This window comes from Providencia sp. PROV209, assembly GCF_028479485.1.
Taxonomy (GTDB): Bacteria; Pseudomonadota; Gammaproteobacteria; order Enterobacterales; family Enterobacteriaceae; genus Providencia; species Providencia alcalifaciens.
In genome coordinates this window covers 18,716-33,291 of sequence record NZ_JAMPNR010000013.1, presented here as the reverse complement: position 1 = coordinate 33,291, position 14,576 = coordinate 18,716, and the positions used below count along the sequence as shown (strand labels likewise).

The window sequence follows — 14,576 nt, the reverse complement described above, 5'->3', positions numbered from 1 at the left end:
CTCCTACAATGGTTCTCAGTCAGGGACATGCCATAAATCAGATTGGCACTATAATTTATCCTTCGATTTAAGGGCTTCTGTCAACCTTTCTGATAACTCTTGTTGCATATTTTTATCCAGCGCTTTGTGTTCTTTATCGGCGAGAACAAAAAAGTCTTCGACTTTTTCACCAATAGTGGTGATACGGGCACCGTATAACGAAATCTCCATTTGGGCAAAAATATGCCCTATTTTGGCAAGCAGTCCAGGTTGATCGAGGGCGAATAACTCCATGTAGGTACGACGTTCATGATTGGAGTGCAAGAAATTCACTTTCGTTGGTACGCTGAAATGACGCAATTTAGCTGGGATCATGCGCGGTTTTGGTAATGGGATTTCCGGTTGTTGAACGGCGAGCAACAAGGCTTTGCGAATATGTTCGTATCGATCTTTTGAAAGTGGTGAGCCATTGGGTTCAAGTACAACAAACGTATCCATCGCCATATTATCTTTATTGGTAAAAATTTGAGCGCTATGAATACTTAAATTGCGTCTATCAAGTTCACTCGCAACTGCTGCAAATAAGTGTGGCTTATCATGACACCAGATGAAAATCTCCGTTCCACCATGTTTGGGCTGCGTGCTGATTAATATCAATGGTTGGGTTAAATCATGTTTGAGCAGATGATTAGCATGCCAAGCGAGTTGCATGGGGGTGTGGCGTAGAAAATAATCCGCATGGCAGCGGGACCATAATTTGTTGAGCTGTTCTTCATCAATATGAGATTGGCGTAGCAGCGATAGTGCCTGATAACGATGGTGGCGAATGCGTTCTCGAAGATCTGGAGTGCTTTGCATTCCTTGGTTAAGCTGATGCTCTGTTGAAAGGTAGAGTTCGCGAATCAGGCTTTGTTTCCAACTATTCCATAATGTACTGTTTGTGGCACAAATATCTGCAACGGTTAAGCACATAAGGTAGTTTAAGCGAGCGGTCGATTTTACATTTCCTGCAAATTGTTTAATCACATCAGGATCTTGAATATCTCGGCGCTGCGCTGTTACGGACATTAGCAGGTGGTTTTTCACTAGCCATGCAACGAGTTCGGCATCTTTGGTCGTAAAATCGTGTTGTAGAGCGAACTCATAGACAAATTCAGCTCCTAGCTCAGAATGATCTCCAGAGCGTCCTTTGGCGATATCATGAAACATGGCGGCTAATCGTAGGAGCTCTGGCTGCAAAATTTTCGGGTAAACACTGACGCAAAGAGGGTGCTCGCGGCGATTTTCTTCTTGTGTGAAGCTATCAATTTTTTGTAGAACGCGAATGGTGTGTTCATCCACGGTATAGGCGTGGAATAAGTCAAACTGCATTTGACCCACAATATTGCTCCAGAACGGGGTATAGGCACTGAGAACACTGTGTAAATGCATGGGCACAAATGCCCCTTTGATTGCTCTGGGGTGGCGCAATATTTTCACAAACATACGGCGCGCTTCAGGAATTTCACATAAAGGAACCTTAAGATCGCGCCTTGCAAACCGTAATTGGCGTAATGTTGTGGAATAAATACCGTCAATATTCGGATTGCGCGCCATTTGATAAAACATTTTTAAAATGGCTTCGGGCTGCTTGATGAACAGCATTTCATCAATAACATCGATTAAATTACCACGTAGTTGAAAATACTCATCGATAGGTCGTGGTTTTTCATTTGGATTCAACGCTAAGATGGCTTCATCAAAGAGCTGAAGTAGCATTTGGTTTAGTTCTCTAACGCGGCGAGTGACGCGATAGAAATCCTTCATCATACGTTCGACAGGCTGGTTCCGTTCACCGGTATAACCTAATGATTGTGCAACACTAAATTGGCGGTCGAATAGTAATCGGTTATCATAGCGCTTAACGACCAAGTGCAAGGCAAATCGAATTTTCCATAAGAATGTTAAACACTCTTTGAGCTCATGGCGTTCCTCTTCGGTGAGAAAGCCAAATCCAACCATTTCATCTACGGTCGTTGCGCCAAAATGACGTCGTCCTACCCACAGTAAGGTATGAACATCTCGTAATCCTCCGGGGCTACTTTTAATGTCAGGCTCTAAGTTGTAACTGGTACTGTGATAACGCTGGTGGCGTTCTTGCTGTTCTGCCAACTTAGCGGCGAAGAAAGTGGCTGAAGGCCAAAAGTCATCGCTAAATATGGTTTTCTGTAGGGTTAAAAATAACGCGATATCACCACAAATCAGACGAGATTCAATCAAATTAGTGGCAGTGGTTAAGTCTTGTTTTCCTGCCTCAATGCACTCTTCCAGTGAGCGAACGCTGTGCCCAATATCAAAGCGTAGATCCCAAAGTAAGGTGATAAATTGTCCCACTTTGGTGGCAATATTTTCAGGAAGAGGCTGTTGGCTTAGGACTAAAATATCAATATCTGACAGCGGGTGAAGTTCATGACGCCCGTAGCCGCCCACTGCAATCAGTGACATATTGGCACATTGATCAAATTGGTAAGATTGCCAGAGCTTGGTCAGTAAGGCGTCAAGGTAGTCGCTGCGCGCGTGCAGTAAATCCACGACATTTTGCCCTTGGTGAAAAGCGGATTCTTGCCAAGCATCAAATTGATCAACGTGTTGTCGAAGCGCTGAAAGCTCAAGGTCAGAAGGTTGGAACTGAGTGGGGGAGAGGTAGCTGTTTGAAGGTGCTGTCATCATGATCTGTCCGTGTTGAGAGCCATACAGAGATTATGATCAGCTTACGTTTTTTTAGCAGGGATGAACAGTAAAACTAAGCTCCTCATACGAGGAGCTTAAAGATGATTACTCGTTAATCAGAACAGCCGAAATAAAAGGCTCTTCTTCTTTACGTAGAGTTAAAATTTCACAGCCATTGTCAGTCACTGCTAAGGTGTGTTCGTACTGCGCAGACCAACCGCGGTCTTTGGTTTTCACGGTCCAGCCATCTTTCATGGTGCGGATGCGGTAATCGCCTGTATTGACCATTGGCTCGATAGTAAATGTCATTCCTTTTTGCAGGACAACACCGCTGTCATCTGCATCATAGTGTAGAACTTGTGGTTCTTCGTGGAAGCCTTCACCAATACCGTGTCCGCAATATTCGCGAACAACGGATAAGTCTTGTTTTTCAACAAATTCTTGAATTGCTTTACCGATAGTACGTAAACGGATACCCGGTTTAACCATGCGAATTGCCAAATATAAGCTTTCTTGGGTTACTTGGCACAGGCGCTCGCCTTGGATCGTTGGTTTACCGACGATGAACATTTTAGAAGTATCACCGTGGAAGCCATTTTTGATAACGGTAACATCAATGTTAACCACATCACCGTCTTTTAGAATTTTATCGTCGCTTGGAATTCCGTGACAGATAACATCGTTCACAGAAATACAAACAGATTTAGGGAAACCATGGTAGTCAAGGCAGGCAGGGATCGCTTGTTGTTGCTCAACAATGTGTTTGTGGCAAAGGCGATCCAGTTCACCTGTACTGACTCCCGGCACAACATGCGGTGCAATCATTTCTAACACTTCTGCTGCTAGGCGACCAGCAACACGCATTTTCTGAATATCTTCTTCAGTTTTGATAATAATAGCCATGAGTTCAGTCCATATATGTCTGCAAGAATTTGAGACATGTTAAAAAAAGGGATTCGAAATGGGCAATTGTTGCGACATTTTTACTGTTGATGCTGAGTATGGTAACAGTCACCGCATTTTCTGCCAACTAGTAGGCGATATGTTTAGGCGCCTAGAGTCGGGTTAAAAACAACGAATGAGGCATAGGGTAAGCCAAGCCTTAAGGTGGGTTTGTTCAAATTGAGCTTTTTAGAGCACAAATTGCCAAAATTGCTCGTCTATTCTAGATGGAATAGTTTTTACTTCTCGCATTTTTCGCTATCGTTTTGTTGTCGTTCCAAATTTGCTAAATAGTGATTTTATTTTGCGGTAAAGTTCGTCGTGACGGGAATGACTATTTCGGTTTTTATCAGTGAAAAAAACAACAATTATTGGATTACAACTGCATTTTATGGTATAAAGCGCGCCGGCAATCCATATTTTTCTCTTTATCTCATTTTTAATCCAATCTTGGGTTTGCGAATGAACATCGAAGACATCAATTGGATGTGCGTAAACTAAAACTCAATTGTGTAATAACACACACGAATCGGCACATGCGCCGGGGTGCTCTTATGCGTTTAGACGCAGCTTTAGAGTCGGTAGCATGGGATTCGTGGAGGCATAACCCCAATTACTTATATACAGAGGTATAAAATGGCAACTGTTTCCATGCGCGATATGTTACAAGCGGGCGTTCACTTTGGTCACCAGACTCGTTACTGGAACCCTAAAATGAAACCTTTCATTTTCGGCGCTCGTAACAAAGTTCATATCATCAACTTGGAAAAGACTGTTCCAATGTTCAACGAAGCTCTGGCTGAGTTGACTAAAATTGCTTCTCGTAAAGGCAAAATTCTGTTTGTTGGTACTAAACGTGCTGCAAGCGAAGCCGTTCAAGAAGCTGCTAACAGCTGTGATCAATATTTCGTTAACCACCGTTGGTTAGGTGGTATGCTGACTAACTGGAAAACTGTTCGTCAGTCAATCAAACGTCTGAAAGATCTGGAAGTTCAGTCACAAGACGGTACTTTCGACAAACTGACCAAGAAAGAAGCGCTGATGCGTACTCGTGAACTTGGTAAGTTAGAAAACAGCTTAGGCGGTATCAAAGATATGGGCGGTTTACCAGACGCTCTGTTCGTTATCGATGCAGACCACGAACACATTGCTATCAAAGAAGCTAACAACCTGGGTATCCCAGTTTTCGCTATCGTTGATACTAACTCTGATCCAGACGGTATCGACTTCGTTATCCCTGGTAACGACGATGCAATCCGTGCAATCAAACTGTATCTGGGCGCTGTTGCAAACACCGTTCGTGAAGGCCGTTCACAAGATCTGGCTGTTCAAGCAGAAGAAAACTTAGTAGAAGCTGAATAATAAGGTCACCCCTTATTAACTAGGTATTGCTATACAGGTACTGCTATATATAGTTAGAAGGGGCCTGATTGGGCCCCTTTTGTACTCTGTGAATCAGAACTATCCACGTGAGAAAACTCTCACGGGGAACATCGAGGAATAAATCACATGTCTGGAATTACCGCTGCATTGGTAAAAGAACTGCGCGAACGTACTGGCGCAGGTATGATGGAATGTAAAAAAGCATTAGTTGAAGCTAACGGCGACATCGAATTAGCAATCGACAACATGCGTAAATCAGGTCAAGCAAAAGCGGCTAAAAAAGCAGGTCGCGTTGCAGCTGAAGGCGTTATTCTGACTGAAGTTTTCAACGACGGTAAAACTGGCGCACTGATCGAACTGAACTGTGAAACTGACTTCGTTGCTAAAGATGCTGGTTTCTTAGCATTCGGTAAAGAAGTATTAGCTTCTGTTGTTGCAGATAAAAATGCTGATATCGACGCTCTGAAAGCAAAATTCGAAGAAGCTCGTACAGCGTTAGTTGCGAAAATTGGTGAAAACATCAATATCCGTCGCGTTGCTATTCTGGAAGGCGCACAAGTAGGTAGCTACCTGCACGGTGCTCGTATCGGTGTTCTGGTTGCTGGCGAAGGCGCAGATGAAGAACTGCTGAAACACATCGCTATGCACATTGCTGCAAGCAAACCAGAATATGTGACTCCAGACAACGTTCCAGCTGATGTTGTTGCTCACGAGCACCAAATTCAGTTAGACATCGCTATGCAATCTGGTAAACCACGCGAAATCGCTGAAAAAATGGTTATCGGTCGCATGAACAAATTCACTGGCGAAATCTCTCTGACTGGCCAGCCTTTCGTAATGGATCCAAGCAAATCTGTTGGTGACTTACTGAAAGAAAAAGGTGCTACTGTAACTAACTTCATCCGTTTCGAAGTTGGTGAAGGTATCGAAAAAGTTGAAACTGACTTCGCAGCAGAAGTTGCTGCAATGAGCAAGTAATCAACTTAAAGGGCCGCCAATTGGCGGCCTTTCTTTAATACACTGCATATTTCAAGCTGCATGCTTTCGCACTCTTTTAGAGTAGCGACTTAACTTCCTGCAACTTGAACTATTTTTGTGTAGCATTCTGTATAAATACATTTTTCGGCATAGAGAGCGTGACTCTTTATGTATGACTCCAATAATGACCTGTTAGGACACAACTCATGGCAACCAATGCAAAACCCGTTTATCAGCGTATTCTGCTTAAACTAAGTGGCGAGGCTCTACAAGGTGCAGAAGGTTTTGGTATCGATGCTAGCGTTTTAGATCGTATGGCTCAGGAAATCAAAGAACTTATAGAACTGGGTATACAGGTCGGTGTGGTTATTGGTGGTGGTAACTTGTTCCGCGGTGCTGGCTTGGCACAAGCAGGTATGAATCGTGTTGTTGGTGACCATATGGGGATGCTAGCAACTGTCATGAACGGTCTGGCAATGCGTGATGCACTACACCGTGCATACGTTAACGCAAGACTGATGTCTGCAATTCCACTCAATGGCGTATGTGATAACTATAGCTGGGCTGAAGCCATTAGCTTATTGCGTCATGGTCGTGTGGTTATTTTCTCTGCGGGTACAGGAAATCCATTCTTCACAACGGACTCAGCAGCTTGCTTACGAGGCATTGAAATTGAAGCTGATGTTGTACTGAAAGCCACAAAAGTTGATGGCGTTTACTCGTCAGATCCTGCCAAAGATCCTGATGCCGTTCTGTATGAAAAACTGAATTATCAAGATGTTCTTGAGCGTGAATTGAAAGTTATGGACTTAGCTGCATTTACGCTAGCCCGCGATCACAACCTGCCAATTCGTGTTTTCAACATGAATAAGCCAGGCGCATTACGCCGTGTTGTGATGGGTGAAAACGAAGGAACTCTGATTTCTCACAATTAATACTCAGAGACATGACCTGAGTTTGAATGTATTATCTAGCATAAATTCAGACAATTTAAGCGAGGCTGCTTAGCGGCCTTTAATAACTAGTTCTTAAGGGTTGATAACGTGATTAACGAAATCCAAAAAGATGCTCAAGACCGTATGGAAAAGAGCCTTGAATCATTAAAAAGTCAAATCAGTAAAGTTCGTACTGGCCGCGCTTCTCCAAGCCTGTTAGACGGTATCACTGTTGAATATTACGGTTCTGCGACGCCTTTACGTCAATTAGCTAACGTGACTGTTGAAGATTCACGCACATTAGCTATTTCTGTTTTTGACCGCAGCATGTCTCCTGCAATTGAAAAAGCAATCATGGCATCTGACTTAGGTCTGAATCCTTCTTCAGCGGGTACTGTTATCCGTGTTCCACTTCCTCCATTGACTGAAGAACGTCGTAAAGACTTAATCAAAGTGGTACGTGGTGACGCAGAACAAGGTCGTATTGCTATCCGTAACGTCCGCCGTGACGCTAACGATAAAGTTAAAGCTTTACTGAAAGATAAAGAAATCAGTGAAGATGACGAGCGCCGTTCACAGGATGACATCCAAAAGTTGACTGATCATTTCATCAAAAAAGTGGATGAAGCATTGGCTCAGAAAGAAGCGGAGCTGATGGAGTTTTAATCCATCTTAATAATAAAGCCATCTGAACACATTTTTTAAAAGTGTGCTTTAGCATGGCTTTATTATTTATCATTTCTATTAAACAATCCTTTCTCATCACTAAGCTGATATAATCTCAGTATTGAATTAATACAGAGCATCTGATCACTATGAAACGTCTTACTATCCTGGGTTCTACAGGCTCAATCGGTACAAGTACACTTTCTGTTGTTCGTCAAAATCCTGATAAATTCCAAATTCTTGCATTAGTTGCAGGTCAAAATGTATCTGAAATGGCGAGCCAGTGCCTTGAATTTAATCCTAAATATGTCTCCATGTCTGATGAGCGTGCCGCGAAAGCATTGCGTTCTATTTTGACGGAAAATAACTGCAAAACAGACGTTTTATCGGGCAAAGAATCAGCAATTGAACTCGCGGGGCTCGATGAAGCAGATCAAGTGATGTCAGCTATTACGGGGGTTGCAGGACTTTTGCCAACGCTAGCGGCTATCCGTAAAGGAAAAAGAATATTATTAGCGAATAAAGAGTCTCTGATTACCAGTGGCCGTTTATTCTTTAATGCGATTCGTGAGCACCATGCTACAGTTTTCCCAATAGATAGCGAGCATAATGCAATTTTCCAAAGTTTACCTGAAGAAATTCAGCTGAATTTAGGTTTTGCAGATCTAACGGCTTCCGGTATTTCCAGCATTGTTTTGACGGGGTCCGGTGGACCATTTAGGGATACGCCATTATCTTATTTTGATCAAGTGACGCCTGATGAAGCGTGTAACCACCCAAATTGGTCTATGGGGCGTAAGATCTCCGTTGATTCTGCAACGATGATGAATAAGGGGCTAGAATATATCGAGGCCTGTTATTTTTTTAATGCGACTGAACAGCAGATGGAAGTGATTATTCACCCACAATCGGTGATCCACTCGATGGTGCGTTATCGTGATGGCAGTGTGATTGCTCAATTAGGAACGCCGGACATGCGTACACCAATTTCGTATAGCATGGCATACCCTCAGCGTATTATTTCTGGTGCTAAACCATTGGATTTCACTACATTATCTTCACTGACTTTCGTTGAACCTGATTATCAACGTTATCCTTGCCTGAAATTGGCTATCGATGCATGCCACCAAGGCCAAGCGGCTACCACAGTATTAAACGGTGCGAATGAAATTACCGTAGGCGCATTTTTGGAAGAGAAAATTCGTTTTACGGATATTGCAAAAATCAACCACAAGATTATGGATAAATTAGATTTTTCGGAACCCACATCCATTGATGAGGTCTTAGAAATCGATGCTTGTGCTCGTCGTGAAGCCGCTCAACTCATTACTCAAGAATTTTAATCTTGATATGTGATTTATTTAGTTGCTGATAACTATAATATATCTTTAATATGTGGCGGGTTGAGAATAAAAAGCATATCAACAATAAGTAAATTAAGGATGTGTCTTATCAGCAATTATAATCATAAGAGTTATGATTGAGCCGGATTTCCCAAGTAGTACAGACAAGGATTAACATTTAATGAACTCTAGTGGTGAAAATCTCTCTGATTCTATGATGCCTAAGCATGTTGCTATCATTATGGATGGCAATGGGCGATGGGCAAAGCAGAGAGGAAAATTCAGAATTACTGGTCATCGAGCAGGTGTTGAATCTGTACGTAGTTCTGTGCGTTTTGCAGTAAAGAATAATATTCGTTCTCTCACACTTTACGCATTCAGCAGTGAAAACTGGAAAAGACCCGAGAAAGAAGTCAGTTCACTGATGGATCTGTTTGTTTTTGCATTAGATAATGAAGTCAAAAACCTGCATAAAAATAACGTAAAACTAAAAATTATTGGTGATGTTGGTCGCTTTAGTGAAACTTTAAGAAAAAGAATTGATAAAGCCGAAGCATTAACAGCGAATAATACGGGGCTACAGCTGAATATTGCCGCCAATTATGGTGGACGATGGGACATCGTTAATAGTGTTAAACAAGTATATGAGAAAGTGAATCGTGGTGAGTTGTCTGTCGATGACATCACGGAAAGTACGATTAGCGACCACATTTGTATGCATGATCAAGAGTGTGTTGATTTGGTTATTCGTACAGGTGGAGAACATCGCATTAGTAATTTCTTGTTATGGCAGGTTGCGTATGCGGAATTTTATTTCACCAACGTTTTATGGCCAGATTTTGATGAAATGGTGTTTCAGGATGCAGTCGATGCTTTTAGCAAGCGCGAACGCCGTTATGGTGGGGCAGAATCAGATGACGAACTTGTCAAATAAAAGGGGATGGATGTGCTGAAGTATCGTTTACTCACTGCGGTGATTTTAATTCCAATTGTTATTGCTGCACTTTTTTTACTGTCTCCAGCGAATTTCGGTCTAGTTGTGATAGCTGTCTGTGCTCTAGGTGCGTGGGAATGGGCCCAATTTGCAGGATGGCACTCTCCAGCTAAACGTATTGGTTTAGCTGTTGTATTTGCACTGGCACTACTCGCAATACAATTTTCTCTGCTTGATATGACTGCGTTAGCCAATTCCTCGTTTATTTTATATAGCCTATGGGCGGGTTTAATCTGGTGGATTGCCGCAATTTTATTAGTGGTGACTTACCCTGCATCGGCATCGTGGGGCAAATCAGTCATTATTCGATTGCTATTTGGTGTATTAACTATCGTACCTTTCTACAGCGGTATGATGGTATTAAGAACGATTGGTTATCAAGCGGATACCTCTGTTGGAGCATGGTGGCTGCTGTATGTCATGTTGTTGGTATGGGGAGCGGACTCCGGCGCTTACGCATTTGGACGTACGATAGGGCGTAATAAAATGGCACCGAAAGTGTCTCCGGGTAAAACATGGGAAGGCTTAATCGGTGGTTTGATTACTGCGGGAATTATCTCATGGTTATTTAGCCTGTATGCCCCAATCCCTGCAATGCCAGATTATTTACTAGTGACTTCAATTATTGTTGTTGTAGTATCAGTGTTTGGTGATTTGACAGAAAGTATGTTTAAACGCCAATCAGGTATTAAAGACAGTAGCCATTTGATCCCAGGTCATGGCGGAATATTAGATAGAATTGATAGCCTAACTGCGGCAATTCCCGTATTTGCAGGGCTGAATTTGTTAGTTTTTAACGGTTTTGGTCTTTAGGAAGATTAATGGGATTTATTTGGAGCTTAGCGGCGTTTATTATTGCAATTGGTGTGCTGATTACCGTGCACGAATTTGGGCATTATTGGGTCGCGCGTCGTTGCGGTGTTTACGTTGAAAAATTCTCTATAGGGTTTGGTAAAACACTCTGGCGTAAAGTTGATAAACATGGCACCGAGTTTGTTTTGGCACTGATCCCGCTTGGTGGTTACGTCAAAATGCTCGATGAACGCGTTGGTGAAGTGAGCCCAGAACGTCGACATTTGGCTTTTAATAACAAAACAGTTGGACAGCGAGCCGCCATTATTAGCGCGGGACCTCTTGCGAACTTTTTGCTTGCTATTGTTGTCTACTGGATTGTCTTTATGATTGGGATACCGTCAGTTCGCCCAGTGATTGAGAGTATTAAACCGAATTCTATTGCCGCTGAGGCAAATTTTGAGCCTCAGATGGAACTAAAATCGATAGATGGTATCGAAACACCTGATTGGAATTCAGTTCGTTTAGCATTGGTGAGTAAAATAGGTGATAGGGAATTTACTGCACAAGTTTTGCCTCAAGGATATAATGAGCCGGTTTCTAAAACAGTAGATTTAAGTTCATGGCAATTTGATCCTGAAAAACAGGACCCAATTTTATCCATTGGTATTATGCCAGTGTCTGCGAAAGTTGATCCGGTTATCCATAAAGTAACGGAAGGCTTAGCGGGTGAACGTGCCGGTTTAAAACCGGGAGATAGAATTATCAGTGTCAACGGAGAAGTGCTGGACGATTGGAATCCTGTCACGAGAATTATCCGAAATAATCCGGGGACACCACTAAAATTAGCCGTACAAAGAAATTCGCAATTGATCACTTTAACCTTGGTACCTGATGCTCAGGACGGTAAAAAAGGTGAGCGCTTTGGTGTTGCGGGTGTCGAATTAACAGTGTTACCGTTAGCAGATGAATATAAAATGGTGCAACAGTACAATCCTGTTTCTGCACTATATCAAGCTAGCGATAAGACGTGGCAGTTGATGAAATTGACTGTCAATATGATGGGTAAACTGGTTGTTGGGGATGTCAAACTCAATAACTTGAGCGGTCCGGTATCTATCGCAAAAGGTGCGGGGGTTTCGGCGGAGTCAGGCTTGGTATATTATTTGATGTTTATTGCGCTGATTAGCGTGAATTTAGGCATCATCAATCTATTTCCATTGCCTGTGTTAGATGGGGGGCACTTACTCTTCTTATTAATTGAAAAAATTAAAGGGAGTCCGGTGTCTGAGCGAGTACAAGACTTTAGTTTTCGAATTGGTGCAATGGCATTGATTTTGTTAATGGGGCTTGCACTTTTTAATGATTTCTCTCGCTTCTAATTTTGTAAGCTTGGGACCAGTAAGGAATACGCATAACAACGATGGCGATGAAAAAGTTGCTCATAGCGTCGCTGCTTTTAGGTAGCGCCACTGCATACGGTTCAGACGGATTCGTAGTTAAAGACATTCGTTTCGAAGGTCTACAACGCGTCGCCGTTGGTGCAGCATTATTGAACATGCCTGTCAGGGTCGGGGATTCAATCGATAACGAAGATATTAGTCGTTCGATTCGTTCGCTATTCTCTACGGGTAACTTCGAAGATGTTAGGGTCCTGCGTGATGGAAACACGCTGATCGTTCAAGTTAAAGAGCGACCAACCATCGCGAGTATCACTTTTACAGGAAATAAATCTGTAAAAGATGACATGCTAAAGCAGAACTTGGAAGCATCAAATATCCGTGTGGGTGAGGCATTAGACCGCACTAAAATTGCGAATATTGAAAAAGGCTTAGAGGATTTTTACTACAGCGTTGGTAAATACAATGCAACAGTAAAAGCCGTGGTCACACCATTACCACGTAACCGCGTGGATTTAAAATTCGTGTTCTCTGAAGGCGTATCTGCAAAAATTCAGCAGATCAACATCGTAGGTAATAAAAATTATTCGACAGCGGAATTGGTGAATAAACTCCAATTACGTGACGATGTGCCATGGTGGAACCTTGCGGCTGACCAAAAATATCAAAAACAAAAACTGGCGGGAGACTTAGAAACTCTGCGTAGTTTCTACCTTGATCGCGGTTATGCACGTTTTAATATCGACTCAACACAAGTGAGTCTGACGCCAGACAAGAAAGATATCTACATTACGATTAATGTGACTGAAGGCGATCAATATAAGATTTCCGGTGTAGACGTTAATGGTAATACGGCTGAGCATTTAGCAGATATCCAAGAACTGATCACTATCACACCAGGTGAGTTATACAATGGTGCGCAAGTGACTCAAATGGAAAACCAAATTAAAGATTTATTTGGTCGCTATGGCTATGCGTACCCACGCGTCATGACCCAACCTGAAATTAACGATGCAGATAAAACCGTTAAATTACATGTGAACGTCGATGCAGGTAACCGTTTCTATGTTCGTCAAATTCGTTTCCAAGGTAACGACACCAGTAAAGATTCTGTTTTACGCCGTGAAATGCGTCAAATGGAAGGGGCGTGGTTAGGTAACGATTTAGTTGAATTGGGTAAAGAACGTCTGAATCGTACAGGCTTCTTCGAAACAGTTGATGTTGAAACCCAGCGTATTCCAGGTAGCCCAGACCAAGTTGATGTCATCTATAAAGTTAAAGAGCGTAATACCGGTTCAATGAACTTTGGTGTTGGTTTTGGTACTGAAAGTGGCGTGAGCTTCCAAGTTGGCGTGACTCAGGATAACTGGTTGGGGACTGGTAATGCGGTAGGTATTAATGCCAGCCGAAATGACTACTCAACCAACGTCGAGTTTTCAATGACAGACCCTTACTTCACTGTTAACGGTGTGAGTCTGGGTGGACGTATTTTCTATAACGACTTTAGTGCGAAAGATGCGGACTTATCTGGCTATAACAACAAAACGTATGGCTTAGATAGCACATTAAGCTTCCCATTCAATGAAAATAACTCCTTCCGTATTGGTGCGGGTTATGTTCATAACGACCTGTCTGACATGCGTGCGCAAGCAGCTATGTGGGATTATCTGCAATCTATGGGTGAAAACCCACCGGTGACTAAAGATGGTCGTAACAAAGAAAGCTTCAGAGCGGATGACTTTACGCTGAACTTAGGTTGGACGTATAACTCCTTAAACCGTGGTTTCTTCCCAACATCGGGTAACAAAACCAGCGTTTCAGGTAAAGTGACAATCCCTGGTTCTGATAACGAATACTACAAACTGCGTTTTGATACTGCCCAATACCTCCCACTGAATGATGATGAAACATGGGTTGTGTTAGGTCGTGCACAGGCAGGTTATGGTGATGGTATTGGTAGCAAACAAATGCCATTCTATGAGAACTTCTATGCAGGGGGCTCTAGCACCATCCGTGGTTTCCGTTCGAATAACATCGGTCCGAAAGCGGTTTATCTGAAGAATATTGATGGCAAAGATGGTCCTGAGCCAGGTAGCCCATCCAGCGATGCAGTTGGTGGTAACGCGATGTATGCAGGTTCATTTGAGTTGATCACCCCAACGCCATTTGTCGACGAAAAATATGCGAATACAATCCGTACATCCCTATTTGTGGATGCGGGTACAGTATGGGATACCAATTGGAATAGTATTAACCCAGCGTGGCGTGCAGGTATGCCTGACTACGGTACAGCAACCAATGTCCGTGTTTCTACGGGTATTGCTTTACAGTGGATTTCGCCGCTTGGACCTCTGGTCTTCTCCTATGCGCAACCTATCAAGGATTACGAAGGCGACAAGTCAGAACAGTTCCAATTTAATATTGGTAGAACTTGGTAATAGCCCAGTCTCTATCG

General features: G+C 42.7%; 11 protein-coding genes. 9 read left to right on the top strand and 2 right to left on the bottom strand.

Features of this window, described 5'->3' with window-relative positions:
- Positions 1 to 48 precede the first annotated feature (48 nt).
- Both glnD and map read right to left on the bottom strand, forming a co-directional pair.
- Positions 49 to 2,688 (bottom strand): bifunctional uridylyltransferase/uridylyl-removing protein GlnD, encoded by a 2,640-nt coding sequence (gene glnD, locus PR795_RS09995; protein WP_006658412.1) that lies wholly within the window; start codon positions 2,686 to 2,688, stop codon positions 49 to 51.
- Between the two features lie 105 nt (positions 2,689 to 2,793).
- A complete protein-coding gene (gene map / locus PR795_RS09990) occupies positions 2,794 to 3,591 on the bottom strand; it encodes a type I methionyl aminopeptidase (RefSeq protein ID WP_006658411.1) in 798 nt (265 codons plus the stop codon).
- A 675-nt stretch (positions 3,592 to 4,266) separates the two neighbouring features.
- Here map and rpsB point away from each other — a divergent pair.
- The 9 genes from rpsB (at position 4,267) to bamA (ending at position 14,559) form a co-directional block, all read left to right on the top strand.
- Positions 4,267 to 4,992, top strand: a complete 726-nt coding sequence (rpsB, locus tag PR795_RS09985) for a 30S ribosomal protein S2 (protein ID WP_006658410.1) — start codon at positions 4,267 to 4,269, stop codon at positions 4,990 to 4,992.
- 147 nt (positions 4,993 to 5,139) lie between these two features.
- On the top strand, positions 5,140 to 5,991 hold the full coding sequence (gene tsf / locus PR795_RS09980) for a translation elongation factor Ts (RefSeq protein WP_006658409.1): 852 nt from the start codon (positions 5,140 to 5,142) through the stop codon (positions 5,989 to 5,991).
- Positions 5,992 to 6,197: 206 nt separating this feature from the next.
- Positions 6,198 to 6,926 (top strand): UMP kinase, encoded by a 729-nt coding sequence (gene pyrH, locus PR795_RS09975; protein WP_006658408.1) that lies wholly within the window; start codon positions 6,198 to 6,200, stop codon positions 6,924 to 6,926.
- 108 nt (positions 6,927 to 7,034) lie between these two features.
- Positions 7,035 to 7,592, top strand: a complete 558-nt coding sequence (frr, locus tag PR795_RS09970; RefSeq protein WP_006658407.1) for a ribosome recycling factor — start codon at positions 7,035 to 7,037, stop codon at positions 7,590 to 7,592.
- 149 nt (positions 7,593 to 7,741) lie between these two features.
- Positions 7,742 to 8,935, top strand: coding sequence for a 1-deoxy-D-xylulose-5-phosphate reductoisomerase (gene ispC / locus PR795_RS09965; protein ID WP_006658406.1), 1,194 nt, complete (start codon positions 7,742 to 7,744; stop codon positions 8,933 to 8,935).
- Positions 8,936 to 9,116: 181 nt separating this feature from the next.
- Positions 9,117 to 9,869, top strand: a complete 753-nt coding sequence (gene uppS, locus PR795_RS09960; protein ID WP_006658405.1) for a polyprenyl diphosphate synthase — start codon at positions 9,117 to 9,119, stop codon at positions 9,867 to 9,869.
- A 6-nt stretch (positions 9,870 to 9,875) separates the two neighbouring features.
- Positions 9,876 to 10,742: a phosphatidate cytidylyltransferase gene (gene cdsA, locus PR795_RS09955; protein ID WP_006662989.1), complete on the top strand. Its 867-nt coding sequence runs from the start codon at positions 9,876 to 9,878 to the stop codon at positions 10,740 to 10,742.
- A gap of 8 nt (positions 10,743 to 10,750) precedes the next feature.
- Positions 10,751 to 12,103 (top strand): sigma E protease regulator RseP, encoded by a 1,353-nt coding sequence (rseP, locus tag PR795_RS09950; RefSeq protein ID WP_006662990.1) that lies wholly within the window; start codon positions 10,751 to 10,753, stop codon positions 12,101 to 12,103.
- 41 nt (positions 12,104 to 12,144) lie between these two features.
- Positions 12,145 to 14,559 (top strand): outer membrane protein assembly factor BamA, encoded by a 2,415-nt coding sequence (gene bamA, locus PR795_RS09945; protein ID WP_006662991.1) that lies wholly within the window; start codon positions 12,145 to 12,147, stop codon positions 14,557 to 14,559.
- Positions 14,560 to 14,576: the final 17 nt, after the last annotated feature.